This window comes from Pseudomonas sp. M1 (assembly GCF_022760135.1).
Lineage (GTDB): Bacteria > Pseudomonadota > Gammaproteobacteria > Pseudomonadales > Pseudomonadaceae > Pseudomonas > Pseudomonas citronellolis.
Map to the genome: position 1 here is coordinate 2,349,845 of NZ_CP094343.1, position 25,539 is coordinate 2,375,383.

Consider the following 25,539-nt stretch of genomic DNA (forward strand, 5'->3'; position numbering starts at 1 on the left):
GCAGCATCCTTCATCCGGTGAATGATCCGTCCTGCATCCATTCAGCTTGAGTTAATGGCCTTTCGATAGCCTGCGAGCATTGGCAATTCGCAGGAGCCTTCCCATGCAAACCCTCACCCGTCTGATCGCCGCCACCGCTCTTTTCGGCGCCTCCAGCCTGGCGCTGGCCCACGACATCGGCCCCGACGAGGCCCTGCGCCTGCGCGACGCCGGCACCATCCAGGACTTCCAGCGCCTGAACCAGGCCGCGCTGGCCAAGCACGCCGGCGGAACCGTGTACGATAGCGAGCTCGAACTGGAACACGGCCGCTACCTGTACAAGGTCGACATCAAGGACGCCCAGGGGGTGAAGTGGGATGTCGAGCTGGACGCGGTGAGCGGTGAAGTGCTCAAGGACCGCCAGGACCACTGATGACCTATCCTCTGCGTTACGCGCTGCTCGTCGCGGTCTGCCTGGCCGGGGCGGCGTCGGCCCACGACATCAGCCAGGACGAGGCCCTGCGCCTCACCCGCGAAGGGGTGATCCGCCCCTTCGAGTCGATACTGCCGGCCGCGCTGCAGCGCTACCCCGGCTCGCGCCTGCTCGAGGCGGAGCTGGAGAAGGAGCACGACGCCTACATCTACGAGATAGAGCTGCTCACCGCCGGCGGCGTGGTCCGCGAACTGGAACTGGATGCCCGTGACGGGCGCATCCTCAAGGATAAGGAAGACGACTGATGCGTCTGCTGCTGGTGGAGGACCACGTCCCCCTCGCCGACGAACTGCTGGCCGGGCTGAGCCGCCAGGGCTACGCCGTGGACTGGCTGGCCGACGGCCGCGACGCCGCGGTGCAGGGGGCCAGCGAGCCCTACGACCTGATCATCCTCGACCTCGGCCTGCCGGGCCGCCCCGGCCTGGACGTGCTGCGCGAATGGCGTGGCCTGGGCCTGGCCACCCCGGTGCTGATCCTCACCGCGCGCGGCTCCTGGGCCGAGCGCATCGACGGGCTGAAGGCCGGCGCCGACGACTACCTGACCAAGCCCTTCCACCCCGAAGAACTCTTCCTGCGCATCCAGGCCCTGCTGCGCCGCGCCCACGGCGTGGCCAACCAGGCCCAGCTGGAGGCCGGCGGCCTGCGCCTGGACGAGGCGCGCCAGTGCGTGCAGCAGGATGGCCGCGAGGTCGACCTGACCTCCGCCGAGTTCCGCCTGCTGCGCTACTTCATGCTCCACCCTGGCCAGCTGCTGTCCAAGTCGCACCTGGCCGAGCACCTCTACGACGGCGAGACCGAGCGCGACTCCAACGTCATCGAGGTGCACATCAACCACCTGCGCCGCAAGCTCGGCCGCGAGATCATCGAGACCCGCCGCGGCCAGGGCTACCGCTTCGCCGGCAGCAGCGGGGGCGCGGCTTGATCTCGATCCAGCGGCGCCTGGGCTTCGGCCTCGCCGCGGTGCTGCTGGTGATCGGCCTGGCGCTGGCCCAGGCCGGGCTCTGGCTGTTCGACCAGGGCCTGCGCCGCTACCTGGCCAGCGGCCTGCAGGACGAGGCGGAAAGCCTGCTGGTGGCGATCATTCGCGGCCCGGCCGGCCTGCAGCTGGACCCGCAGCGCGTCGACGGCGCCTACGAGCGGCTGTTCTCCGGGCGCTACTTCCAGATCCACTTCGAACAGACCGACTGGCGCTCGCGCTCGCTGTGGGACCACGAGCTGAAGGTGCCGGAGCGCACGGGCCTGCGCGAAGGCCTGGCCAAGGGCCCGGAAGGCCAGCGCCTGCTGGTCTTCCGCGGCGACTACAAGCGTTACGGGCGCAGCCTGCGGATCAGCGTGGCGCAGGACTACACGCCGATCCTCAAGAGCTTCAACCGCCTGCGCAACATTGGCCTGGGCGCCGGGGCGCTGGCGCTGCTGCTGATCCTGTTCTTCCAGCGCCTGACGGTGCGCCGCGCGCTGCGCCCGCTGGAACAGGTGCGCCAGCAGATCGCCCAATTGCAGGACGGCCAGCGCAGCCAACTGGACACCCGGGTGCCGCAAGAGCTGGAGCCGCTGGTGGAACAGGTCAACCACCTGCTGCAGCACACCGAGGAAACCCTGCGCCGCTCGCGCAACGCCCTGGGCAACCTCGGCCATGCGCTGAAGACGCCGCTGGCGGTGCTGATCAGCCTGGCCGAGCGCGAGGAACTGCGGCAGCACCCCGAGCTGAAGCGGGTGCTGCAGGAGCAGCTGGAACAGATCGACCAGCGCCTGGCCCGCGAACTGGGCCGCGCGCGCCTGGTGGGCGAGGCGCTGCCCGGCGCGCATTTCGACTGCGACGCCGAGCTGCCCAGCCTGCGCGAGATGCTCCAGCTGATCCACGGCGAACACCTGCGCATCACCTGCGAGGCGGCGCCTGGCCTGCGCCTGCCGTTCGACCGCGAGGACCTGCTGGAACTGCTCGGCAACCTGCTGGACAACGCCTGCAAGTGGGCGGCCGGCGAGGTGCGCCTGCAAGTGGAGAAGCTCGAGGACGGCTACCGCCTGCTGGTGGACGACGACGGCCCGGGCATCGCCGAGGAGCTGCGCGACAGCGTGCTCGAGCGCGGCACCCGCCTGGACGAGCAGGTGGCCGGCCACGGCCTGGGCCTGGGCATCGCCCGCGACATCGCCGCGGCCTGCGGCGGCAGCCTGGCGCTGGAAGGCAGCGAGCTGGGCGGCCTGCGGGTACGGGTGGCCCTGCCGAGGCGGGCTGCGGCGTAGCGCTCTGCGCGGCGCTCAGTCGCCGAGGCGTTCCAGGGTGCGCAGCAGCACGTCCACCTTGGTCAGCGACTCCGCGTATTCCGCCTCCCAGTCCGAATCGGCGACTATCCCGCCGCCGCCCCAGCAACTGGCCTGGCCGTCCTTCACCAGCAGGGTGCGGATGGTGATGGAGCTGTCCAGCTCGCCGCGCACGTCCAGGTAGAACAGGCTGCCGCAATAGATGCCGCGGCGGCTCGGCTCCAGTTCGTCGATGATCTGCATGGCGCGGACCTTGGGCGCGCCGGTGATGGAGCCGCCGGGGAAGCTGCCCAGCAGCAGGTCGAGGGCGTCCTTGTCGGCGGCCAGCTCGCCGGTCACGCTGCTGACCAGATGGTGCACGTTGGGGTAGCTCTCCAGTGCGAACAGTTCCGGCACCCGCACCGTGCCGGGCGTGCAGCTGCGCCCCAGGTCGTTGCGCAGCAGGTCGACGATCATCAGGTTCTCGGCGCGGTCCTTGGGGCTGGCCAGCAGTTCCTCGGCATTGGCCGCGTCCTCCGCGGGCGTGCGGCCGCGCGGGCGGGTGCCCTTGATCGGGCGCGTCTCCACCTGGCGCCGGTGCATGCGGATGAAGCGCTCGGGCGACAGGCTGAGGATGGCGCCGTCGCCCAGGCCCAGGTAGCCGGCGAAGGGCGTCGGGCAGGCCTCGCGCAGGGCCAGGTAGGCCAGCCAGGGCGAGCCGCTGCAGGGCGCGCGGAAGCGCTGGGTGTAGTTCACCTGGTAGCAGTCGCCGGCGAGGATGTAGCCTTGCACCCGCTCCAGGGCCTGGCGGTACTGCTCGCGGCTCAGGTCCGGCCGGAAGCCGGCATGCAGGCGGAAGGGCGGCAGCGCCGGCGCCGCCGCGTCGGCCTCGAATAGCGCCAGCAGGCGCTGGCGCTCGGCGGCTTCCAGGCGCGGGTGGAACACCAGCTGGCTGGTGCCGCGCTGGTGGTCGGTGACCAGCGCCCAGGCGTACAGGCCGACCCGCGCATCGGGCAGGCCGAGGTCGTCGCGGCTGTGTTGCGGCAGGCGTTCGATGCGCCGTCCCAGGTCGTAGCTCAGATAGCCGATCATTCCGCCGACGAATGGCAGGTCCGGAATTTCCCCCGCGTCGGCCTGTCCGAGGCTCTGCAGCGCCGTGCGCAGGCGGGCGAAGAACGCCTTGGCCGATTCGTCGGCACTTGGCGCCAGTTCTGCCAATGGCCAGGCGCTCATAAGGTCATAGCGTCCACGGTCGGCGCCAGGCCTGCCGGCGTCCAGCAGCACGGCGCCGGGCGCCTGGGCGATGCGGGCGAAGCGCGCCGTCGGATCCTCCCGGTAGGGGAGCGGGTGTACACAATAGCGGGACATAGGTAGGAACAGGAACCCTGGGCTAGGCTGAGAGCCATTCCTGCGCACGCCCGAAGAGTCGATGCTAGAGCCCTTCTCTTCGGTTTACGCAAGGTAAGCATTCTGATAAGAATTGGATTATCCCGCGGAAGCCATGCTCCGTACCACAACGATAATGAAACAGGGATAGAGGCCGTGGACGTAGTGCTAAAAACCGCAGCCGGCAGCCTTCTGCGTACCAGATCGACACCTCCCGGGGTGCCTGCCGAATACCAGTACCGCCCCCAGCTCCAGGCTGCCCTGGAGCGTTCGGCCCATCATCGCGTCCTGCTCTTCAGCGCCCCCGCCGGCTTCGGCAAGAGCGCCGCGCTGGCCATGCTCGCCGAGCGCCGCGAAGCGCAGGGGCAGAAGGTGGTGTGGCTTTCCCTGGAAGGCTCCGACGACGACCCGGGGCGCTTCTGCGGCAAGCTCACCGAGGCCCTGGCCGCCAGCCTGCCGGACGTCGGCCGGGACGCCGCGGCCTACCTGCACAACACCCTGCGGGTGCCGGCCGTGGCGGTCATGGAGAGCCTGCTTTCCGACCTGTTGCGCGTCGACGTGCCGCTGCTGCTGGTGCTCGACGACCTGGACCGGATCACCCACCTGGACATCTTCGCCGGCCTCAACCGCCTGGTGCAGTACGCCCCGCCGGGCCTGACCCTGGCCATCGGCAGCCGCTCGCAGCCGCCGCTGAGCCTGGCCACCTGGCGGGCCAAGGGCCTGCTGCTGGAAGTCGGGGTGGAGGAGCTGCGCCTGTCCCAGGAGCAGACCCGCGAATACCTCAGCGGCGAGGGCGTGGTGCTCGACGAGGCCTGCCTGAAGGCCGTGTACGCCCGCACCGAGGGCTGGGTGATGGGTGTGCAGCTGTTCGGCCTGTGGCTGCGCCAGCCGCCCGCCGGCGCCCAGCGCGACCTGGCCGAGCTGGGCGGCGGCCCCGCCGAGGTCGGCGACTACCTGCTGCGCAGCGTCTTCGAGCGCCTGCCCCGGGACATCCGCGACAGCCTGCTGACGCTCAGCGTGGCGAGCCGCTTCAACGGCGAGCTGGCCAACGCCCTGACCGGCCGCCAGGACGGCCAGGCCCTGCTGGAGCGCCTGGACAGCCTGCAACTGTTCCTCATGCCGCTGGACCGCGAGCGCCACTGGTACCGCTTCCACCAGCTGTTCGCCGACTTCCTCCGCGCGCACCTGCGCGAACGCGAGCCGGAACGCTTCAAGCAACTGCACTTCAACGCCAGCCTGTGGTTCACCAACCACCACATGCCGACCCTGGCCATCGAGCACGCCTGCCTGGCCGAGGACCCGGAGATGCTCGCCGCCCTGGTCGACGGCTACGGCCTGGAGCTGATCAACCGCGGCCAGCTGTACCTGATCTCGCGCTGGCGCCGGCAGGTGCCCGACGACATCGCCGCGCGCTACCCGATCCTGGTGCTCAGCGACGTCTGGACCCGCGCCAGCGAACTGAGCCTGCCCGAGGCCAACCGCATGCTCGACGAGCTGCTGGCGCGCTGGAGCGACGGCAAGCCGCAGACGCCGATGGGCGACCAGTACCTCTCGGCGCTGGCGGTCAAGGCCGTGCTGGCGCTGCAGAAGGACGACCTGGAGCAGTGCATCGCCCTGGCCCGCCGGGTGGAGAGCCAACTGGGGCAGAACTCGGCCTTCCTCGAATGCGCCATCCTGCTGGTCGCCGCCTTCGCCCAGGTGATGCACGGCCAGCCCGAGCAGGCGCGCCGCCTGATGGGCCTGGCGCAGCAGCGCAACCATTTCCTCGATGGCCGCTACCTGCACATGCAGCTGTCCACCATCGAGGTGATGCTGGCCCTGGAGCAGGGCCAGGTGAAGCAGGCGCAACTGCTGGTGGAGCGCGTCAAGCAGCAGGCCGTGCCGCTGTTCGACCGGCGTTCCCAGGCGCTGGCCCTGCCGGCCATCACCGAGGGCCTGACCGCCTACTACCGCATGGACGTCGACGGCCTGGAAGAGCGCCTGCGCTGGGCGCTGGGGCGCGTCGACGTGATCAACCCCATCGACCTCTACGCCCAGGGCATGCAGTGCCTGGCGCGGGTGCAGCGCCTGCAGGGGCGCGGCAAGGAAGCCCTGGCGACTCTCGGGCTGATGCAGAGCCTGGCCTCGCGCAACCATTCCTGGCGCATCTTCGCCATGGCCGTGGGCGAGGAGATCAACCTGATCCTCCAGGAGCCGGCGGCCGACCGCTGCAAGCGCGCCGAGCAGCGCCTCAACGGCATCGACTGGCAGAAGCTCGCCGCCTCCTACCGCCAGGGCCCGTTCAACCCGGTGCTCTGGGTGCGCGGCCTGAGCCGCGTGCGCCTGCTGCAGGCGCGCGGCCATTTCAGCGAGGCATTGCACGAGATCACCCAGCTGCGCGGCCTGCTGCAAGCCAACTGGCATGGCCTGCAGCGCCTGCGCCTGGACCTGCTGGCGGCGCTCAGCTACCAGCGCCTGGGCTACCAGGAGCGCGCCAACAGCCTGCTCGGGCAATGCCTGGTGGGCGCCGAGCGCGAAGGCGTGCGCAGCCTGTTCATTGAGGAAGGCGAGGGCATCCGCCAGATGCTCCAGCAACTGGAGGCCACCGAGCGCCAGCCGGCGCTGCAGGTGTTCATCCGCAGCCTGCTGGGACTGTGGCCCGGCCAGGAAACGCGCAAGGCACAGGACGTGCTCGAGGAAGGGCTGACCGACCGCGAGCGGGAAGTGGTGTGCCTGGCGGCCCAGGGGCTCTCCAACGAGGAGATCGGCCAGCAGCTGTCGCTGGCCCTGGGCACCGTCAAATGGCACCTGCACAACATCTACGAGAAGCTCAAGGTGCGCAATCGGACCCAAGCGATTCGCCGCGCCCGCGAGCTGAGCCTGCTCTGACATGACCACACTCAACTCCCAGCAGCCGCCCCTGCCGCTGCTGCGCACCAAGCTGTTCCCGCCGCGCACCGACGGCGCCCTGCTGTTGCCGCGGCGGGCGCTCATCGACCGCCTGTTCGCGGCGCGCCAGCAGCGCGCGCTGATCCTCAGCGCGCCGGCCGGCTTCGGCAAGAGCACCGTGCTCAGCCTGTTCCGCGAGCGCCTGCTGGCCAGCGGCGCGCTGGTGGCCTGGCTGTCCTGCGACGAGGGCGACAGCGAGCCGCAGCGCCTGCTGCAGTACCTGGTGGAGAGCATCCGCAGCGTCGTCCCCGGCTTCGGCGCCAACACCTCGAACCTGCTGCAGTCGGACATGACCCTGCCGCTGGAGGGCCTGCTCGACGCCTTCCTCGCCGACCTCAAGCGCATCGACGGGGCGCTCTACCTGTTTCTCGACGACTTCCACCAGATCCGCCACCCGGCCCTGCAGCCGGGGGCGCGCTACCTGATCGAGCACCTGCCGGACAACGTGCGCCTGGTCACCAGCACCCGCTACCGCCCGCGCTTCCTGGTGGACGAGCCGGCGCTGGCGCCCTGGGCCTTCTGCCTCAACGGCGCCGACCTGCGCCTGACCCGCGAAGAAGCCGACACCTACCTGCTGGAGCTCAAGGGCCTGCAACTGGACGACGCCGAGCTGGGCCTGTTGTACAAGCGCACCGAGGGCTGGATCACCGCGCTGCACCTGGCCGCCCTGGCGCTGGCCCGGCACAGCGACCGCGAGGGCTTCCTGCGCGGGCTGTCGGGCACCGAGCGGGACATCGCCGACTACCTCGCCGAGGACGTGCTGGCCAGCCTGCCGCCGGCGCTGCAGCAGTTCCTCGACCAGACCTCGGTGCTCGACGAGTTCTGCGCCGAGCTGTGCAACGCCCTGACCGGGCGCCGCGACGGCCTGGACATGCTCATGCGCCTGCAGAACGAGCAGCTGTTCATCATCCCCCTGGACGATACGCGCGAGTGGTTCCGCTACCATCACCTGTTCGCCGACTTCCTCCAGGGGCGCCTGGCCCGCAGCGCCGACCCCACGCCGCTGCTCAACGCCGCCGCGCGCTGGTGCGAAAGCCGCGACATGGCCGACCGCGCCGTGCGCTACGCCCTGCGCGCCCGCGACTACGCCTTCGCCGCCGACCTGCTGGAGCGCCAGGGCGCGCGGCTGATCGCCGGCAACCGGGTGTACAGCATCCTCGGCATGCTCGGCGGCATTCCCGCCGAGGTGATCCGCGAGCATCCGGTGTTCCAGATTTTCTACGCCTGGCAGCTGGCCTTCGAACAGAAGTTCGCCGAGGCCGAGGCGCTCATCGAGGAACTCAGCGCCCGCCTGCTGATGGGCCAGGGCAAGGCGCGCAACTTCGGCCTGGCCGAGCTGCTGGCCGTGGCCCAGGTGCTCAAGGCCCTGGTGCTGCTGTATCAGGACAAGCTGGAGGCCAGCCTTAAGGTGTCGCGCCAGTGGCTGGCCCTGGTGCCGGCCAACCAGCCGGTGTTCCGCGCCAGCCTGGCCTGCATCCTGGCCGCCGCCCACGCGCTGCTGGGCGACTACGCCGAGGCTGCCGGCGCCATCGGCGTGGCCCGCGAGTGCCTGCGCATGGCCGACAGCGAGTACCTGCAGGTGGTGGCGAGCATGATCGAGGCGCTGATCTGCAAGGAGAGCGGCGAGCTGGAGCGCGGCCGGACTATCGCCGAGGGCGCGCGCAGCCGCGTCGAGCGCGTGTTCGGCCGGCGCAGCCGGGTGGGCGGGCCGCTGGCCCTGGCCTACGCCGACATCCTCTACGAGCAGGACCGCCATGCGGCCATCCTCGCCGAACTGCCGCTGGCCACCACCTGGCGCGACGTGGCCACGCCCATGGAGCTGATCAGCCGCGGCCAGTTGGTGATGGCCAAGGCGCGCTTCTTCGCCGGCGAGGCCGAACAGGGCCTGGCCCAGCTCGACGAATGGCTGGCCGGCCTGCAGTCGCCGGGCTACGAGCGCGTCTACGCGCTGGCCATGGGCTGCAAGGTGCAACTGCTGCTGTGGCTGCGCCGGCCGAACGAGGCCGAGCGCGTGTGCCTGCAACTGGCGCGGCACCTGTCGGGGCTCTCCGCCGAGCGCTATGCCGATGCCCAGGCCGCGCTGGCCCTGGCCGAGGCGCGGGTGGCGCTGTCCGAGCGGCGCGCCGAGCGCGCCCAGCAGCGTCTGGAATCGGCGCTGGCGGCGAACGCCTCGCCCTATCAGCGCGACCGGCGGTTGCGTCTGGCCTTGTTACTTTCTGTGGCGTATTGGCAGAAAGGTAACAGCGAAAAGGCCTTCGCCCTGTTCGCGCCCACCCTCGAGGAAGCCTGGAGCCAGGGCTACCGCCGGCTGTTCCAGGACGACGCCATCTGGCTGCTGCCGTTCTGGGACGCCTGGCGCGAGGCCGAGCCCAAGCGCGCCGCGGCCTGGCAGGGGGTGGCGGAACTGCTCCGCGAACAGTGCCGCAGGCTGTCCGTCGACCCAGCAGGTTTCGAGGAAAATCAAGACGTTAGCCACCGCGAGCGGGAAATCCTGCGGCTGGTGGCGGCCGGGCTTTCGAACCGCGACATCGCCCAGGCGGTGCATCTGTCGGAGGCCACCATCAAGTGGCACCTGCACAACCTGTTCGCCAAGCTGGGGGTGCGCAGCCGTACCCAGGCGGTACTCAAGGGCAAGAGCCTGGGGTTGCTCAGCGAAGCCTGAGGCGAACGGCGTTTCCGGCTCCATCCCTTGGATGGGCTGGCAGGTGGGGGGTTGCCCAGTAGCTTGGGAAACAGGACGCGAAGCCTGGAGCTTCACGAATCCATGCCCGCGGCACCTAGGGAAGACGGCGCGGGTCTGGAGGGTCGGCTTGGCCGGCCAACCTGCAGCGGGGCAGGACGCCCCCTGCAGTGCCCTGGGGCAACCCACCTGAACACTGGAGAGAAACAAGAATGAAAAAAATCAAACAACTGGTTCTTGCAAGTGCTGTTCTGGCCGCTCCCTTCCTGGCCCATGCCGATCTGAAATCCATGGACGACAGCGCGCTCGCCGGCGTGACCGGCCAGGACGGCATCAGCATCGCCGGTGACTTCAAGGCGAGCATCGGGGCGGTGGTCTACACCGACAAGATCGACGACACCAAGTCCGGTTCCCTGCGCCTGGAGAACATCACCCTGACCGGCCCGGGCGGCACCGCCCTGAAGATCGACGATGCCAACCCGCTGACCGTCGACGTGGTCACCACCAAGATCGGCACCGCCGACACCCAGCAACTGGCCCTGGGCCTGCCGGGCATGACCGGCGACGTCTCGGTGGGCGCCATCAAGGTGGGCGACACCAGCGCCGCCAGCATCGGTTCGCTGACCGTGTCCAACCTGAACATGGCCGGTTCCCAGGTTCGCATCTGGGGCCACTGATCCATCGGTCGTGTGACGCGTATCCCCTTGCCGGCCCGTGCCGGCAAGGGTTCTTCCAGGAGAGAGGAGAGGGGATGTTCGAGATACTGCTGGGAAGCCTGCTCGGCCTGTTCGGTTTCACCCAGACGGTGGATACCCAACCGCAACCCCGGGGCACGGTGAACATCACCCAGCAGCTCACGCCCAACGGCCCCTTCCGCGAGGCCGTGCAACTCGAACCCATGAGCCAGGTGCAGTTCCGCAACGTCATCCGCCAGGCCTACGACTACAGCTGCGGCTCGGCGGCGCTGACCACCCTGCTGGACTACTACCTGGGCCGCGACCTGCAGGAGCGCCAGGTGATGGAAGGCCTGCTGAAGTACGGCGAGGCCGACAAGATCGTCCAGCGCCGCGGCTTCTCGCTGCTGGACATGAAGCGCTACGCGGCCGCGCTGGGCTACAGGAGCGGCGGCTTCCGCGCCGAATTCTCCGACCTGGATTCGCTGGAACACCCGGCGCTGGTGCCCATCCACTACGGTGGCTTCAAGCATTTCGTGGTGGTGCGCGACGTCTACAACGACCACGTCTTCGTTGCCGATCCTGCCCTGGGCAACATCAGTTTCACCCGCAGCCGCTTCGAGGCGATCTGGGACCAGAACGTGCTCTTCGTCATCTACCCGAGCGGCCAGGAGCCGAAGAACGCCCTGGCCCTGAAGGAGCAGGACCTGCGCCTGGTGGACGACCGCACCGTGAGCCTGCTGGCCTTCCGCGAGTTCCCGGAGATGAGCAAGTTCACCAGCAACCGGATGATCGAGGCCGCATCCAAAGGCGACGTGCAGTTCATACGCAGCAAGTGATCGACGTTTCATCCTTCCATAAGAACAAGACCAGGGGATTGCATCATGAGATTCAGGGGGTATGCGTGCGCCGCCATACTGGCCTTGCTGGCATCGGGCCCGGCGCCGGCCGAGGAAGGCTCGGTCGACCAGGCGCGTGACGCGCTGGCCAAGAAGGCCGACGACGCCGACAGCGCCAAGGCTCTGGAAGAGGTGTTCCAGGCGGCGGAGAAGAGTTACACCCTGCTGAAGAAGGGCGAGCGGACCCTCACCTACGGCCTGGACTACTCGATGATGCGCGACACCCGCATCCAGCAGGTGCGCACCGGCGACAGCGTCTACAGCGTGCTGGCGACCAGCGAGGCGCAGCACACCTTCACCAACTCCTTCACCTTCGACTACGGCATCTGGGACAACCTGACCTTCAGCCTGCGCCTGCCCTTCGTGGCCAAGTACGACACCGAGAGCGACGTCCACGCCTACAGCCTCGGCGACATTTCCGCGACCCTGCGCTGGCAGCCCTGGGCGGCGATGCGCGGTCGGCCGGTCACCACCTTCTACGCCACCCTCGGGCTGCCCACCGGCGACAGCCCGTTCGACATGAACCCGGACAAGGACGTGTCCACCGGCAACGGCTACTACAGCCTCGGCGTGGGCGCGAACATGTCCTACGTGATCGATCCGGTCGTGCTCTACGGCTCGCTCGGCTACACCTACAACCTCAAGGTCGACAACATCCACCAGAACCAGTACGGCGAGGAGCTGAACAAGGTCACCCCGGGCGACACCCTGAACTTCGCCATGGGCATGGCCTACGCGCTGTCCTACGACGTGTCCCTGGCCACCTCCTACCAGATGGCCTACCAGATGAAGAGCCGCTACCACTTCGACACCCGCACGGTGGAGGCTCCCGAGCAGACCAGCGCGGTCATGAACTTCTCGCTCGGCCTGCGCACCTCGCCTGACTACATCGTCAACGTGAACGCCGGCTTCGGCCTGACCGAAGACTCACCGGATATCTTGCTGGGGGTTTCCCTGCCCCTGGATATCAAGGGCCTTAAGCCCGACTAAACGGCGAGCGGAGTTCCCATGACGAAGCGCATTTCGCCACTTCTGCTGGCGATGGCAGGGGCGGGGCTTGGCTGGATTCTGCCGGCCCAGGCCCAACTGGCCAACGACATCACCATCGGCAACCCCAAGGCGATGGCCCTGGGCAACGCGGTCACCGCCGATTCCACCGGCATCGACGCCGTGCACTACAACCCCGCGGCGCTGACCAAGCTCAAGGGCCGGCAGACCACGGTGAAGCTGGTCAGCGGGGTGATGGACATCCGCGCCGGCTTCCACGCGCCGCCGAACTACGGCGAGAGCACCTTCGGCGTGTCCGACGACCCGGTGGCCAACTCCCACAGCCGCACCATGACGCCGACCATGTACCTGCCGGGCCTGGGCGGCATGACCGACGTGCCCATGCTGGTGGCGCCCCTGGCGGGCCTGTCGATCAACCCGCCGGGCTCCAAGTTCACCTTCGCCACCAACGTCTACACGCCCCAGGCGCTGGGCTACTCGCGCGACTCGGACGGCGACCCGGGGCGCTACGACGGGCGCCGCGTGTCGCTGCAGCGGCTGACCTACTTCTCGCCCTCGGTGGGCTACCAGATGAACGACACGCTGTCCTTCGGCCTGTCCATCGGCTTCTCCCACCAGGCCATGGCCCTGGACACCGACTTCCGCAACCCCGGCCTGCTCACCGGCCTGCTGCAGACCCTCCACGACACCACCTGCGTGCCCGGCGCGCAGGAGATCGTCGAGCTGGTGTTCAACGTCTGCGGCGGGCGCATCGGCCCCTACGACACCCTGGCCAACCTCAAGCTGGACATGCAGCAGACCCTCTCGCCCAGCTACAACCTGGGCGTGCTCTGGGAGCCCACCGACTGGTTCGCCTGGGGCGCGGTGTACCAGAGCGAGTCGCGCATGAAGCTCAAGGGCAAGTACCGGGTGGACTACACCAAGGACTGGCAGGGCTTCTGGTCCGGCCTGCAGAACTCGGTGTTCGGCGCCTTCCTCAGCCCGCTGTTCCCCTACGGCAACGCCGAGGAGGAGCACGGCGTGGCGACGCTGAAGATGACCAACCCGGACAACTTCTCCACCGGCATCAAGCTGCGCCCGTTCGACGACTGGCAGTTCAACTTCGACCTCAAGTGGAGCGGCTACAGCGACTGGAACAACCTGGAGATCGAGTTCGACAGGGAACTGGACCTGCTGCGCATCGCCAAGAACTTCGCCCCCAACGGCGCCACCGACCACAGCATCATCCTAGACCGTGGCTACCGCGACACCTGGAGCTACGCCATGGGCGTGCAGTACGACGTCAACGACCGCCTGCAGCTGCGCGCCGGCTACGAGTACCGGCCCTCGGCGATCCCCAAGAGCAAGGCCGACGCCCTGGTGCCCATCGGCGACGCCGACCTCTACGGCCTGGGCCTGGGCTACCGCTGGGACAAGGACACCAACATCGACCTGGGCTTCAACTACTTCGTCTCCAAGCAGAGCATCAAGGCCGGGCAGAGCTGCAACCTGACCTGCACCGGCATCGACAACCTGGTCTACAACCCCTATGCCGGCATGGATGTACATACCACGGTGAAGGCCTATATCTTCGCCCTGACCTACAACACCACCTTCTGAGGAGCGGCCCGATGCAGCGTTCCCGCCACCTGTTCCTCTGCCTGCTGGCGGCCGCGCCGCTGCCGGCGCTGGCCGACGCCGGGCGCTACCTGTCGTGGATCGACGACAACGGCCAGGTGCACAACACCTTCGTCGACGCCGGCTACGGCCAGCAGCAGCGCCAGGCGGCCAGGCGCATCGACCAGAGCGACCGCGCCCGCCTGCGCGACGACGGCGGCACCCTCTGGCCCGGCAGCGCGCCGGCGGGGGAGAGCAAGCGCCGCTACTTCACCTGGGTGGACGGCCAGGGCAACCTGCAGAACAGTTTCTACGCCGGCAACCAGGTGCCGGCTGGGCGCGGCGACTACGTGCTGCCCAACGGCGACCATTCCTCCGAGTACATCGACGCCGAGGCCTACGAGGACAAGGGCTTCGTCCGCAGCGAGAACGGCAACCCGTACTACACCTGGGTCGACGAGCAGGGCCGCATGCACAACTCGCCGATCACCGCCCAGGACCGCGCCGACGGCATCCGCCGCAACCAGATCGCCTTCACCGAGGGCCGCGAGGTGCAATTCAAGCAGCGCCCGCAGGCCCTGCCGGGGCTGGACGGCAGCGGCGAGCAGAGCGACGCCATGAAGGCCCTGCTCAAGGGCAGCGGCAAGACCCTCGATGACCTCTACCAGGACCTGCAGCGACGCTGCTGCGAGCAGATCGCCGAGGGCGAGTTCACCGAGCTGAACGCCGATGAGCCGCGCTATGAGGAGCTCAACAAGTTCTCGCCGAGCTTCGACTTCCCCATGGGCAAGAGCTACTACGTAGCCATGAAGCTGCCGGCCTCGCAGCAGGTCTACGGCCTGCGCGTGCGCAGCTTCTCCAACCACCAGGTGGTCTACCCCTCGCTGCTGTTCCTCGACGAACGCAAGCGCCCGACGCGCCTGGTCAGCGACGCGGTCTACAAGCTCAACCCGGAAACCTGGTACCGCTACGCCTTCATCGAAGGCACGGTGCCGGTGCGCGCCAACCAGGGCGAGCGCTACGTGCTGCTGCTGACCACCGACGAGGACCGCGCCCTGCAGACGCTGGACAACAAACCCTACAAGCGCCCGCTGGAAAACCTGGCGGTGAACGAGGAGGGCATGAAGGTGCGCCAGCATGCCGACCAGGGCGGGTTCGAGCTGGCGGTGGTGCGCTGAGCGTCACCGGATAGCCCGCTGCGGGCGGTTGGTCGATCGCGGACGGAGTCCGCTCCTACGCCCGTGCTTCCCTGAACCGTAGGATGGGTTGAGCTTGCGATACCCATGCTGCCGTGGTGATGGGTATCGCTTCGCTCAACACCATCCTACGAAAAGCCGTGCTTCCTGGAACCGTAGCGGATCTCATCCGCGAATCGCGCCGGAGGTTCCGGCCATCGCGGACAAGGTCCGCTCCTACGGGGAAACACCATGCCTCCCGGCGGATTGTAGGAGCGGGCCCTGCCCGCGAAATCGCGCGCAGGGCGCGCTCCTACAGGGAATGGCGCGGGTGGGGTGGTGTAGGAGCGGATCTCATCCGCGAATCGCGCCGGAGGTTCCGGCTATCGCGGACAAGGTCCGCTCCTACGGGGAAACACCATGCTTCCCGGCGGATTGTAGGAGCGGGCCCTGCCCGCGAAATCGCGCGCAGGGCGCGCTCCTACAGGGAATGGTGTGGGTGGGGTGGTGTAGCGGACCTTGTCCGCGATTCGGACTTCCAGAGAAATAGCCGAGCGCACCGAAACGCCCCTTCAGAAGGCCGAGCGAAACCGGCGCTCAGGAGGTCATGCGACATGGATGTCGCGAGAGCCCCGATGGGCTACAGGGACGTACCCTCGGGGCGGGCCTCCGTGGCGGGGGAATTCGCGAGGGTAGCCCGGCTCCATCGGGCCCGTATGTCGGGGCAAGCCTTTTTGGTTCCTTTTGTGGCGTTTGACAAAAGGGACTCGCCCGAGGGGGCGAAACAAAAAATCTCCGCAGACTCGGAGCGGCGCGCTACACCGAGCCCAACCCCAAAAGTCTCTGGGTTCCCGCGTTGGAATGACGGGGTTGAAGGATGGCGCCTGACCGACGCGTCGCTCAGGACAGCCCCCTCTCCCTTCAGGGAGAGGGTTGGGGAGAGGGCGCTCTCGAACCCAGCACCGAAAGCCCCCGGGAAACACCGTTCGCGAGCAAGCTCGCTCCCACGAAAAGCCCCCGACTCCGCCTCAGATCTCCCGCGTCGGCACATGCCCGAACAGCTTCTGCGAGAAACGCACCCGCTCCTCCGGAGTCTCCTGCACGCCCTTGGCCTGCAGCTCCACCAGGTGGGCCTCCACTGCCTGGGCGCGGCCGGTCAGGCCGCAGTCGTTGGCGATCTGGATGTTCAGCCCGGGGCGGGCGTTGAGTTCGAGGATCAGCGGGCCCTTGTCCTGGTCCAGCACCATGTCCACGCCGATGTAGCCCAGGCCGCACAACTCGTAGCAGCCGGCGGCCAGCTTCATGAAGCCGTCCCAGTGCGGCAGCTGCACGCCGTCCACCGCGTTGGTGGTGTCCGGGTGCTTGGCGATCTTGCGGTTCAGCCAGGTGCCCTGCAGGGTGATGCCGGTGGCCAGGTCCACGCCCACGCCGATGGCGCCCTGGTGTAGGTTGGCCTTGCCGTTGGACTGGCGCGTCGGCAGGCGCAGCATGGCCATCACCGGGTAGCCCATGAGGACGATGATGCGGATGTCCGGCACGCCCTCGTAGCTGATGCTGCGGAAGATCTGGTCGGGGGTGACGCGGTACTCGATCAGCGCGCGGTCGCGGTGCCCGCCCAGGGAGTACAGGCCGGTGAGGATGCTGGAGAGCTGATACTCGATCTCCTCGCGGCTGATGATGCGCCCGGAGACGGTCTTGAAGTTGCCCTCGAAACGGTCGGCGATCACCAGGATGCCGTCGCCGCCGGCGCCCTGCGCCGGCTTGATGACGAAGTCGTTGCGCTCGCCGATGATGGAATCGAGCTTCTCGATCTCCTTCTCGGTGGAGATGATCCCGTACATCTCCGGCACGTGGATGCCGGCGGCGATGGCGCGTTCCTTGGTGATGATCTTGTCGTCGACGATCGGGTACAGGTGACGCTTGTTGTACTTCAGCACGAAGTCCGCGTTGCGCCGGTTGATGCCCATGATGCCCTTGGCTTCCAGGGCTTTCCACCGCTTGATCAGGCCGAACATGGCTCAGTCCTTCAGGAAGGCTTTGAAGCGGAACAGCTCGGTCAGGCGGTAGCCGCGGTAGCGACCCATCGCCAGCATGAAGGCCACCAGGAGCAGCAGCACCGCCGGGAAGGTGAACACGAAGTACACCAGCTCCGGCACGCGCATCAGGATGTGCGCCAGGGCCGCGGCGAACAGGGTGCCCACCGCCGCCTTCATGGCGTGCGCGGCGCCGCGTTCTTCCCAGGTGATCGACAGGCGCTCGATGCTCATGGTCAGGATCACCATGGGGAACAGCGCCACCGACAGGCCGCTCTCGAAGCCCAGGCGGTGGCTGAGCAGGCTGATGGCGGCGATCATCACCACCACGAAGGTCAGCACCACCGACAGCCGCGGCAGCATCTGCAGCTTCAGGTGCTCGAGGTAGGAGCGCAGCGACAGGCCCAGGGCGGTGATCACGGTGAACAGGCCGATGCCCCACTGCAGGCCGGTCTCGCGGAAGGCGAGGGCGATCAGCACCGGGGTGAAGGTGCCGAGGGTCTGGATGCCGATCAGGTTGCGCAGGACCAGGATCACCAGCACGCCGAAGGGGATCATGATCATGATCTGGAAGGTCTGCTGGGTGGACAGCGGCAGGCCGTACAGCGAGTAGTCGAGGAAGGATGCGTCGGTGTTCTCGTTGGTCAGCTTGGCCAGGCGGATGGCGTTCATCTCGCTGTTGTTCAGGCTGAAGCTGATCAGCGCTTTCTTGCCGCCTTCCACCGCCAGCAGCGGCTCGTCGCCCAGCCACCAGATCAGGCGGTCGGCGGGCAGGCCGCGCTCGCCGGTCTCGGGGTTGAAGTACAGCCAGTCCTTGCCGTTGTAGCTGCGCAGCCACAGCTCCGGGCTCTGCGCCTGGTTGGCCAGCAGGCGCAGGGTGTGCACGCGCTCCATGGGCACGTGGGCCTGGGCCAGCAGGGTCTCGACGATGTACGAGCGCTTCTCCAGGCTGGTGTCGCCGGTCAGCAGCAGCTTGACGTTGTCGTCGGCCAGGTTGTTGGCGCGCTTGATGGTTTCGCTGACGAAGGTCTCGATGTCCGCCGAGTGCTGGCGGATGGGCGCGATCAGCGCTTCGGCGGCGATCTTCTCCGGGCCTTCCAGGGGCGGGCTGTCACGGAAGATCGGGCCTTTTTCCTTGGGTTGCTCGCCGCTGAAGCGCTTGGTCAGCACCAGGCGGTAGTAGAGCGTCTGCTTGCCGTTGGCGCGGCGCGAGGACCAGGTCACCTTGCGGTTGCCGTCGGCGCGGTTGATGCTCACCCCGTAGTTGTTCGAGACGAAGCTCTCGTTGAGGCTGACGTAGCCCTGGGTCAGCGGCGGCACGAACATCTGCACCTTGACCGGGGTCTTCGGCGTGGCGAGGAATTCGACCTTGGCGTCGATGTTCCACAGGTCGTCGGTTTCCGCCTCGGTCATGGGGATGCCGAGGATGAAGATCTGGTAGGCGGTGATGGAAACGCCCAGGACCACCAGGATGGCGATCAGGATCTTCAGGTGCAGGTTGATGGAGCGCATGGGCTTTACTCGGCAGGTTTCGCAACGGGGCAACCGGGCTGGCCGGCGGCGTATTTCAGGCTGGGGTCGACCAGGGCGCCGAAGCGCTTGAGCGCGTCGGAGCCGATCAGCAGGGGATATTGGAATGCGCTGCGGTCGGTAAGGTTCACTTCGATGGTGCGGCGCAGCCTGCCCAGGCAGACGTCCAGCTCGATGACCGGACGCGCGGTGTAGGCCTTGCCCTCGTCGGGGTCGAAGTCGCCGTGGCGCCGCTTGATCTTGCTGATGCGCGCCAGCGGCCGCTCCAGCGGCTGGCTGTCGGCGGTGTCGGTGGCCAGGTAGAAGCGCACCCAGGTTTCGCCGTCGCGCTTGAAGCGCTTGATGTCGCGGGCGCTCAGGGAGGCGGTCTTGGCGCCGGTGTCGAGCTTGGCCGCCAGCACCTGGTCGAGCTGGCCGATGTGGGCGTATTCGATGAGCCCGTAGACGGTCTTGCCGGCCGCGCCGACGGGGCCGCCGAAGGCTGCCAGGAAAATCAGGAGCAGCAGGGCTGTGGGCTTGAGTCTCATAAGTCCTGAGCGCTGGGGGCCGTAGGCCAGTGAACGGGTACATCCGGCAAACGCCACGGCCTGCGGGCGAGTCATCCTTGGCCGGGGCCTGGGCCCCCCAGGAGGGATGCGGGGCGCGATTCTAGCACGCAGGTCCCGTGTGACGACACCCGCCAGGCCCCGGCGGGCGGCAGCGTGAGCCGGTTCACAGGGCCGTGCGGGGCTACTTCAGGCGGCGCTCGACGCCTTTCTCCACCATGATCTTGGCGGCGATCTCCTCCACCGAGAAATGGGTGGAGTTGATGTAGGCGATGTTCTCGCGGCGGAACAGGTTCTCCACCTCGCGCACCTCGAACTCGCACTGGGCGAAGCTGGCGTAGCGGCTGTTGGGCTTGCGCTCGTTGCGGATGGCGGTGAGCCGGTCGGGGTCGATGGTCAGGCCGAACAGCTTGCCCTTGTAGGGCTTGAGGGCGTTGGGCAGTTGCAGGCGCTCCATGTCCTCCTCGGTCAGCGGATAGTTCGCCGCACGAATGCCATATTGCATTGCCATATAGAGGCAGGTGGGCGTCTTGCCGCAGCGCGACACGCCGACCAGGATCAGGTCGGCCTTGTCGTAGTAGTGGGTGCGGGCGCCGTCGTCGTTGTCGAGGGCGAAGTTGACCGCGTCGATCCGCTCCATGTAGTGCGGATTGTGGCCGATGCTGTGGGATTTTCCGACGGAATACGACGAGTCCGCGGATAATTCCTGCTCCAGAGGGGACAAAAAGGTCGAGAAGATGTCGATCATGAAGCCGTTCGACTGGGCCAGGACCGCCCGGATCTCACGGTTGACGATGGTGTCGAAGATGATCGGGCGGGCGCCGTCCGCCTGCGCAGCCGCGTTGATTTGCTGTACCATGACGCGCGCTTTTTCTTCGGTGTCGATGTACGGTCGCGTCAGTTTGTGGAAATGGATGTTCTCGAACTGCGCAAGAAGACTCTGGCCGAGGGTTTCGGCGGTGATGCCGGTTCCGTCGGAAATGAAGAAAGCCGTACGTTTCATTGCGCTGCGGGCCTTAATGTAGGAAAGAATCCTGAGTATGATAGGCCGCGCTTTTGCAAGGCCTCCTGCCGGGGCATTGTCACTTATTTTTCTGGCCGCGGCCAGAAAGGGACAGCGTCGCGGTGGCCCGTTTGAGCTTTTCCAACATTCAGTGGAGAGATCACCTTGGTAGAGTACGTAGTTTCCCTCGATAAGCTCGGCGTCCATGATGTCGAACGTGTGGGGGGCAAGAACGCATCCCTGGGCGAAATGATCAGCAACCTCGCCGGTGCTGGGGTTTCGGTTCCCGGTGGTTTCGCCACCACCGCCCAGGCCTACCGTGACTTCCTCGAGCAGAGTGGCCTGAACGATCGCATTCACGCCGCCCTGGACGCCCTCGATGTCGACGACGTCAACGCCCTGGCCAAGACCGGCGCGCAGATCCGCCAGTGGGTGATGGACGCCGAGTTCCCCGCCCAGCTGGACGCCGACATCCGCAAGGCCTTCGCCGAGATGGCCGGCGGCAACGACAACATGGCCGTGGCCGTGCGTTCCTCGGCCACCGCCGAAGACCTGCCGGACGCCTCCTTCGCCGGCCAGCAGGAGACCTTCCTGAACATCCGCGGCGTGGACAACGTGATCCGCGCGGCCAAGGAAGTCTTCGCCTCCCTGTTCAACGACCGTGCCATCGCCTACCGCGTGCACCAGGGCTTCGACCACAAGCTGGTCGCCCTGTCCGCCGGCGTGCAGCGCATGGTCCGCTCGGAAACCGGCACCGCCGGGGTGATGTTCACCCTGGACACCGAGTCCGGCTTCCGTGACGTGGTGTTCATCACCGGCGCCTACGGCCTCGGCGAGACCGTGGTGCAGGGCGCGGTGAACCCCGACGAGTTCTACGTGCACAAGCCCACCCTGGAAGCCGGCCGCCCGGCGATCCTGCGCCGCAACCTGGGCAGCAAGGCGATCAAGATGATCTACGGCGACGAAGCCAAGGCCGGCAAGTCGGTCAAGGTGGTCGACGTGGAGAAGGCCGACCGCGCGCGCTTCGCCCTGTCCGACGCCGAGGTCACCGAACTGGCCAAGCAGGCGCTGATCATCGAGAAGCACTACCAGCGGCCGATGGACATCGAATGGGCGAAGGATGGCGACGACGGCAAGCTGTACATCGTCCAGGCCCGCCCGGAAACCGTGAAGAGCCGTTCCAGCGCCACCGTGATGGAGCGCTACCTGCTCAAGGAGAAGGGCAAGGTCCTGGTGGAAGGCCGCGCCATCGGCCAGCGCATCGGCGCAGGCCCGGTGAAGGTCATCCACGACGTCTCCGAGATGGACAAGGTGCAGCCCGGCGACGTGCTGGTCTCCGACATGACCGACCCGGACTGGGAGCCGGTGATGAAGCGCGCCAGCGCCATCGTCACCAACCGCGGCGGGCGTACCTGCCACGCGGCGATCATCGCCCGTGAACTGGGCATCCCGGCCGTGGTCGGCTGCGGCAACGCCACCGCCGTGCTGAAGGACGGCCAGCAGGTCACCGTGTCCTGCGCCGAAGGCGACACCGGCCTGATCTACGAAGGCCAGCTGGGCTTCGACGTGCGCCAGAACTCGGTGGACGCCATGCCCGAGCTGCCGTTCAAGATCATGATGAACGTCGGCAACCCGGACCGCGCCTTCGACTTCGCCCAACTGCCCAACGAGGGCGTGGGCCTGGCCCGCCTGGAATTCATCATCAACCGCATGATCGGCGTGCACCCCAAGGCGCTGCTGAACTTCGCCAGCCTGCCGGCCGACATCAAGGAAAGCGTCGAGAAGCGCATCGCCGGCTACGACGACCCGGTGGGCTTCTACGTCGAGAAGCTGGTCGAGGGCGTCAGCACCCTGGCCGCGGCCTTCTGGCCGAAGAAGGTCATCGTGCGCCTGTCGGACTTCAAGTCCAACGAATACGCCAACCTGATCGGCGGCAAGCTCTACGAGCCGGAAGAAGAGAACCCGATGCTCGGCTTCCGCGGCGCCTCGCGCTACATCAGCGAATCCTTCCGCGACTGCTTCGAGCTGGAATGCCGGGCGATGAAGAAGGTCCGCAACGAGATGGGCCTGACCAACGTCGAGCTGATGGTGCCCTTCGTGCGCACCCTCGGCGAGGCTTCCCAGGTGGTCGAACTGCTGGCCACCAACGGCCTGAAGCGCGGCGAGAACGGCCTGAAGGTCATCATGATGTGCGAACTGCCGTCCAACGCCCTGCTGGCCGAGGAGTTCCTCGAGTTCTTCGACGGCTTCTCCATCGGCTCCAACGACCTGACCCAGCTGACCCTCGGCCTGGACCGCGACTCGGGCATCGTCGCGCACCTGTTCGACGAGCGTAACCCGGCGGTCAAGAAGCTGCTGGCCAACGCTATCCAGGCGTGCAACAAGGCCGGCAAGTACATCGGCATCTGCGGCCAGGGCCCCTCGGACCACCCGGACCTGGCCAAGTGGCTGATGGAGCAGGGCATCGAGAGCGTCTCGCTGAACCCCGACTCGGTGCTCGACACCTGGTTCTTCCTGGCCGAAGGCCAGGCCTGACGCCAACCGGACCTGCGGGTTCAGGAAGGGCGGGTGCTTGCACCCGCCCTTTTTTCGTGCCAACCCATTCCACGACATGCACAGCAGTAGCCGACTCTTTCCCGTGGCGCTCGTCAGCGCCGAACTGCGTGGCGACCTCACCGAGGACGTCTACCGCCTGAAGCCCAACAACAGCCCGGACCCCAGCGTCGAACTGGCGCTGACCCGCCTGGGCCTGCCGGGCCGCGAGCAGCGCGGTGCGCCGGTGATCCTGGTGCATGGCAGCTTCTCCAACCGGCGCTTCTGGTACTCGCCCAAGGCCATCGGCCTGGGGCCGTACCTGGCGCGCGCCGGCTTCGACGTGTGGATACCGGAGATGCGCGGCCACGGCCTGTCGCCGCGCAACCTCGACTATTCGCGCAACAGCGTCGCCGCCTACGCGCGCTTCGACCTGCCGGCCATCGCCGCCTTCGTCGTCGAGCAGAGCGGCCAGGCGCCGCACTGGATCGGCCATTCCCTGGGCGGCATCAGCCTGGCGGCGACCCTCGGCGGCGGCTACCTGGCGCCGGAGCAGGTGGCCAGCGTGGCCCTGTTCGGCAGCCAGGTCAGCCGCGACTACTGGGCGCTGAAGCTGCCGCCGGTGGCCTGGAGCGGGCGCCTGCTGCTCAAGCGCCTGGGCGTGATCCCCGGCCCGCGCCTGCGCCGCGGCCCGGAGGACGAGCCCATCGGCCTGGCCCTGGAGGCCTTGCGCTGGCATGGCCTGTTCGGCCGCTTCGGCGAACGCGACAACGACTGGTGGGGCGGCCTGGCCAAGGTGACGGCGCCGGTGCTGGCGGTCAGCGCCGAGGGCGACCGCCAGGACCCGCCCTGGGCCTGCCGCAAGCTGTTCGAGCAGTTCGGCTCCGAAGTCCGCGAATACCTCTGCCTGGGGCGCCGGCAGGGCTTTTCGGAAAACTTCGGGCACGTCGAGATGCTGGTGAGCAAGGGCGCCCAGCGCGAGGTCTGGCCGCGGGTCCTGCATTGGCTGGAACACCAGGCGTTGCCTCCCGGCAACCCGTAGGATTACAGGCTGCGCCGAGGTGCTTTTCGTAGGAGCCATACTCGCCAGCGGGCCCTGCCCGCGAAATCGCGCGCAGGGCGCGCTCCTACAGGGGAATGACGCGGGTGGGGCAGCGTAGGAGCGGATCTCATCCGCGAATCGCGCCGGGGCGTCCGGCTATCGCGGACAAGGTCCGCTCCTACGGCGGGAGGAATGTCGTGCCTCCCGGCGACCTGTAGGAGCGGGCCCTGCCCGCGATTCGCGCGCAGGGCGCGCTCCTACAGGGGAATGACGCGGGTGGGGCAACGTAGCGGATCTTATCCGCGATCCGCGCCGGGACGTCCGGTTATCGCGGACAAGGTCCGCTCCTACGGGGGGCGGATACCGTGCCTCCCGGCGACCTGTAGTAGCGGGCCCTGCCCGCGATTTCGCGCGCAGGGCGCGCTCCTACAGGGGAAGGACGCGGGTGGGGCAGCGTAGGAGCGGATCTCATCCGCGATCCGCGCCGGGACGTCCGGTTATCGCGGACAAGGTCCGCTCCTACGGGGGGCGGATACCGTGCCTCCCGGCGACCTGTAGTAGCGGGCCCTGCCCGCGATTTCGCGCGCAGGGCGCGCTCCTACAGGGGAATGCCGCGGGTGGGGCAGCGTAGGAGATCTCATCCGCGATCCGCGCCGGGACGTCCGGCTATCGCGGACAAGGTCCGCTCCTACGGCGGGAGGAATGTCGTGCCTCCCGGCGACCTGTAAGCGGGCCCTGCCCGCGATTTCGCGCGCAGGGCGCGCTCCTACAGGGGAATGCCGCGGGTGGGGCGGCGTAGGAGCGGATCTTATCCGCGATCCGCGCCGGGGCGTCCGGTTATCGCGGACAAGGTCCGCTCCTACGGGGGGAGGAATACCGTGCCATCCGGCGGGCTATAGGAGCGGGCCCTGCCCGCGATTCGCGCGCAGGGGAATGGTGCAGGTGGGGCGGCGTAGGGCGAATAACCGTTCGCGGTTATCCGCCGATACACCGAGGCCATGGCCAACGCCCAGGTCAACCCTGGCTCCGCCGGCAATCAAGGCCAGGCGGCGGATAACGCCGTAGGCGTTATGCGCCCTACGCGTGCCTCCCGGCGAAAGGCGCCAAGCCGCGGGGCAGGGCGGCGGGCGTAGGCGGATGGCGTGACAGTCGCTAGACTGTGACGCCAAGCCGGGTTCCGGTCATTCCGGGCTTCATCGCCGCTCCGCCGGTCCGCCGCAGGTTCATCCCGACACTCCAAGGAGTCTCTCCATGCAATACGTCACCCCTGATCTGTGCGATGCCTATCCCGACCTGGTCCAGGTCGTCGAGCCCATGTTCAGCAACTTCGGCGGTCGCGACTCCTTCGGCGGCGAGATCGTCACCATCAAGTGCTTCGAGGACAACTCGCTGGTCAAGGAGCAGGTGGACAAGGACGGCAAGGGCAAGGTGCTGGTGGTCGATGGCGGCGGCTCCCTACGCCGCGCGCTGCTGGGCGACATGCTGGCCGAGAAGGCGGCGAAGAACGGCTGGGAAGGCATCGTGGTCTACGGCTGCATCCGCGACGTCGACGTGATCGCGCAGACCGACCTGGGCGTGCAGGCCCTGGCCAGCCACCCGATGAAGACCGACAAGCGCGGCATCGGCGACCTCAACGTGGCCGTGACCTTCGGCGGCGTCACCTTCCGCCCGGGCGAGTTCGTCTACGCCGACAACAACGGCATCATCGTCTCCCCCCAGGCCCTGAAAATGCCCGAGTGAGCTGAACGCCGGGCGCCTGCGCCGGTCAATGACCGCACCTGCCGGCGGCGCCCGGCAT

The 25,539-nt window shown here is 67.8% G+C and carries 19 protein-coding genes; 14 read left to right on the forward strand and 5 right to left on the reverse strand.

Annotation, left to right across the window (positions count from 1 at the left end; translation table 11 throughout):
- Window positions 1–103 precede the first annotated feature (103 nt).
- Genes PM1_RS10660 through PM1_RS10675 form a run of 4 tightly spaced genes read left to right on the forward strand, consistent with a single transcriptional unit; the run spans window position 104 to window position 2,713 of the window.
- Entirely contained in the window at window positions 104–412 is a 309-nt protein-coding gene (locus tag PM1_RS10660; RefSeq protein WP_009618698.1) for a PepSY domain-containing protein, read from the forward strand.
- Window positions 412–717 carry a PepSY domain-containing protein gene (locus tag PM1_RS10665; protein WP_009618699.1) on the forward strand — a complete coding sequence of 102 codons (306 nt, stop codon included), beginning with the start codon at window positions 412–414 and terminating at the stop codon, window positions 715–717. Before PM1_RS10660 ends, PM1_RS10665 begins: the two co-directional genes overlap by 1 nt.
- Window positions 717–1,394 carry a response regulator transcription factor gene (locus tag PM1_RS10670; RefSeq protein WP_009618700.1) on the forward strand — a complete coding sequence of 226 codons (678 nt, stop codon included), beginning with the start codon at window positions 717–719 and terminating at the stop codon, window positions 1,392–1,394. The genes PM1_RS10665 and PM1_RS10670 overlap by 1 nt, the downstream gene beginning before the upstream one ends.
- Window positions 1,391–2,713: a sensor histidine kinase gene (locus tag PM1_RS10675; RefSeq protein WP_009618701.1), complete on the forward strand. Its 1,323-nt coding sequence runs from the start codon at window positions 1,391–1,393 to the stop codon at window positions 2,711–2,713. Before PM1_RS10670 ends, PM1_RS10675 begins: the two co-directional genes overlap by 4 nt.
- A gap of 15 nt (window positions 2,714–2,728) precedes the next feature.
- On the opposite strand, the gene pabB is transcribed toward PM1_RS10675, so the two are convergent.
- Window positions 2,729–4,078, reverse strand: a complete 1,350-nt coding sequence (gene pabB / locus PM1_RS10680; RefSeq protein ID WP_009618702.1) for an aminodeoxychorismate synthase component I — start codon at window positions 4,076–4,078, stop codon at window positions 2,729–2,731.
- Window positions 4,079–4,432: 354 nt separating this feature from the next.
- On the opposite strand from pabB, the gene PM1_RS10685 reads away from it, so the two are divergent.
- The 7 genes from PM1_RS10685 to PM1_RS10715 all read left to right on the forward strand — a co-directional run bounded on the left by PM1_RS10685 (window position 4,433) and on the right by PM1_RS10715 (window position 15,059).
- Window positions 4,433–6,964, forward strand: a complete 2,532-nt coding sequence (locus PM1_RS10685) for a LuxR C-terminal-related transcriptional regulator (protein ID WP_238603248.1) — start codon at window positions 4,433–4,435, stop codon at window positions 6,962–6,964.
- Between the two features lies 1 nt (window position 6,965).
- Complete coding sequence (locus PM1_RS10690) at window positions 6,966–9,686, forward strand: helix-turn-helix transcriptional regulator (protein WP_009618704.1); 2,721 nt, start codon at window positions 6,966–6,968, stop codon at window positions 9,684–9,686.
- Between the two features lie 230 nt (window positions 9,687–9,916).
- Window positions 9,917–10,381: a DUF6160 family protein gene (locus PM1_RS10695; RefSeq protein WP_009618705.1), complete on the forward strand. Its 465-nt coding sequence runs from the start codon at window positions 9,917–9,919 to the stop codon at window positions 10,379–10,381.
- Window positions 10,382–10,455: 74 nt separating this feature from the next.
- A complete protein-coding gene (locus PM1_RS10700; RefSeq protein WP_009618706.1) occupies window positions 10,456–11,217 on the forward strand; it encodes a C39 family peptidase in 762 nt (253 codons plus the stop codon).
- 45 nt (window positions 11,218–11,262) lie between these two features.
- Window positions 11,263–12,267: a transporter gene (locus tag PM1_RS10705; protein ID WP_009618707.1), complete on the forward strand. Its 1,005-nt coding sequence runs from the start codon at window positions 11,263–11,265 to the stop codon at window positions 12,265–12,267.
- Between the two features lie 18 nt (window positions 12,268–12,285).
- Window positions 12,286–13,884, forward strand: coding sequence for an outer membrane protein transport protein (locus PM1_RS10710; RefSeq protein ID WP_009618708.1), 1,599 nt, complete (start codon window positions 12,286–12,288; stop codon window positions 13,882–13,884).
- Window positions 13,885–13,895: 11 nt separating this feature from the next.
- Window positions 13,896–15,059 carry a MalM family protein gene (locus tag PM1_RS10715; protein WP_009618709.1) on the forward strand — a complete coding sequence of 388 codons (1,164 nt, stop codon included), beginning with the start codon at window positions 13,896–13,898 and terminating at the stop codon, window positions 15,057–15,059.
- Window positions 15,060–16,084: 1,025 nt separating this feature from the next.
- Here PM1_RS10715 and PM1_RS10720 read toward each other — a convergent pair.
- The 4 genes from PM1_RS10720 to ppsR form a co-directional block, all read right to left on the reverse strand.
- Complete coding sequence (locus tag PM1_RS10720) at window positions 16,085–17,071, reverse strand: alpha-L-glutamate ligase-like protein (protein ID WP_009618710.1); 987 nt, start codon at window positions 17,069–17,071, stop codon at window positions 16,085–16,087.
- 3 nt (window positions 17,072–17,074) lie between these two features.
- A complete protein-coding gene (gene rloB, locus PM1_RS10725) occupies window positions 17,075–18,601 on the reverse strand; it encodes an osmotic stress tolerance membrane protein RloB (protein WP_009618711.1) in 1,527 nt (508 codons plus the stop codon).
- 5 nt (window positions 18,602–18,606) lie between these two features.
- Window positions 18,607–19,146, reverse strand: a complete 540-nt coding sequence (rloA, locus tag PM1_RS10730; RefSeq protein WP_009618713.1) for a retropepsin-like aspartic peptidase RloA — start codon at window positions 19,144–19,146, stop codon at window positions 18,607–18,609.
- A gap of 202 nt (window positions 19,147–19,348) precedes the next feature.
- Window positions 19,349–20,167, reverse strand: coding sequence for a posphoenolpyruvate synthetase regulatory kinase/phosphorylase PpsR (ppsR, locus tag PM1_RS10735; RefSeq protein ID WP_009618715.1), 819 nt, complete (start codon window positions 20,165–20,167; stop codon window positions 19,349–19,351).
- Between the two features lie 165 nt (window positions 20,168–20,332).
- Between ppsR and ppsA the strand changes: the two genes are divergently transcribed.
- The 3 genes from ppsA (at window position 20,333) to rraA (ending at window position 25,481) form a co-directional block, all read left to right on the forward strand.
- Window positions 20,333–22,702 carry a phosphoenolpyruvate synthase gene (gene ppsA / locus PM1_RS10740; protein ID WP_009618717.1) on the forward strand — a complete coding sequence of 790 codons (2,370 nt, stop codon included), beginning with the start codon at window positions 20,333–20,335 and terminating at the stop codon, window positions 22,700–22,702.
- 76 nt (window positions 22,703–22,778) lie between these two features.
- Window positions 22,779–23,741 carry an alpha/beta fold hydrolase gene (locus PM1_RS10745; RefSeq protein WP_009618719.1) on the forward strand — a complete coding sequence of 321 codons (963 nt, stop codon included), beginning with the start codon at window positions 22,779–22,781 and terminating at the stop codon, window positions 23,739–23,741.
- A 1,251-nt stretch (window positions 23,742–24,992) separates the two neighbouring features.
- Window positions 24,993–25,481 carry a ribonuclease E activity regulator RraA gene (gene rraA / locus PM1_RS10750; protein ID WP_009618721.1) on the forward strand — a complete coding sequence of 163 codons (489 nt, stop codon included), beginning with the start codon at window positions 24,993–24,995 and terminating at the stop codon, window positions 25,479–25,481.
- The last annotated feature ends 58 nt before the right edge of the window (window positions 25,482–25,539 follow it).

Bases quoted from the DNA above. Each gene is read 5' to 3' on its own strand.
- PM1_RS10660 (WP_009618698.1), top strand. From the start codon at position 104: ATGCAAACCCTCACCCGTCTGATCGCCGCCACCGCTCTTTTCGGCGCC.
- PM1_RS10665 (WP_009618699.1), top strand. From the start codon at position 412: ATGACCTATCCTCTGCGTTACGCGCTGCTCGTCGCGGTCTGCCTGGCC.
- PM1_RS10670 (WP_009618700.1), top strand. From the start codon at position 717: ATGCGTCTGCTGCTGGTGGAGGACCACGTCCCCCTCGCCGACGAACTG.
- pabB (WP_009618702.1), bottom strand. From the start codon at position 4,078: ATGTCCCGCTATTGTGTACACCCGCTCCCCTACCGGGAGGATCCGACG.
- PM1_RS10685 (WP_238603248.1), top strand. From the start codon at position 4,433: ATGCTCGCCGAGCGCCGCGAAGCGCAGGGGCAGAAGGTGGTGTGGCTT.
- PM1_RS10690 (WP_009618704.1), top strand. From the start codon at position 6,966: ATGACCACACTCAACTCCCAGCAGCCGCCCCTGCCGCTGCTGCGCACC.
- PM1_RS10695 (WP_009618705.1), top strand. From the start codon at position 9,917: ATGAAAAAAATCAAACAACTGGTTCTTGCAAGTGCTGTTCTGGCCGCT.
- PM1_RS10700 (WP_009618706.1), top strand. From the start codon at position 10,456: ATGTTCGAGATACTGCTGGGAAGCCTGCTCGGCCTGTTCGGTTTCACC.
- PM1_RS10705 (WP_009618707.1), top strand. From the start codon at position 11,263: ATGAGATTCAGGGGGTATGCGTGCGCCGCCATACTGGCCTTGCTGGCA.
- PM1_RS10710 (WP_009618708.1), top strand. From the start codon at position 12,286: ATGACGAAGCGCATTTCGCCACTTCTGCTGGCGATGGCAGGGGCGGGG.
- PM1_RS10715 (WP_009618709.1), top strand. From the start codon at position 13,896: ATGCAGCGTTCCCGCCACCTGTTCCTCTGCCTGCTGGCGGCCGCGCCG.
- PM1_RS10720 (WP_009618710.1), bottom strand. From the start codon at position 17,071: ATGTTCGGCCTGATCAAGCGGTGGAAAGCCCTGGAAGCCAAGGGCATC.
- rloB (WP_009618711.1), bottom strand. From the start codon at position 18,601: ATGCGCTCCATCAACCTGCACCTGAAGATCCTGATCGCCATCCTGGTG.
- rloA (WP_009618713.1), bottom strand. From the start codon at position 19,146: ATGAGACTCAAGCCCACAGCCCTGCTGCTCCTGATTTTCCTGGCAGCC.
- ppsR (WP_009618715.1), bottom strand. From the start codon at position 20,167: ATGAAACGTACGGCTTTCTTCATTTCCGACGGAACCGGCATCACCGCC.
- PM1_RS10745 (WP_009618719.1), top strand. From the start codon at position 22,779: ATGCACAGCAGTAGCCGACTCTTTCCCGTGGCGCTCGTCAGCGCCGAA.
- rraA (WP_009618721.1), top strand. From the start codon at position 24,993: ATGCAATACGTCACCCCTGATCTGTGCGATGCCTATCCCGACCTGGTC.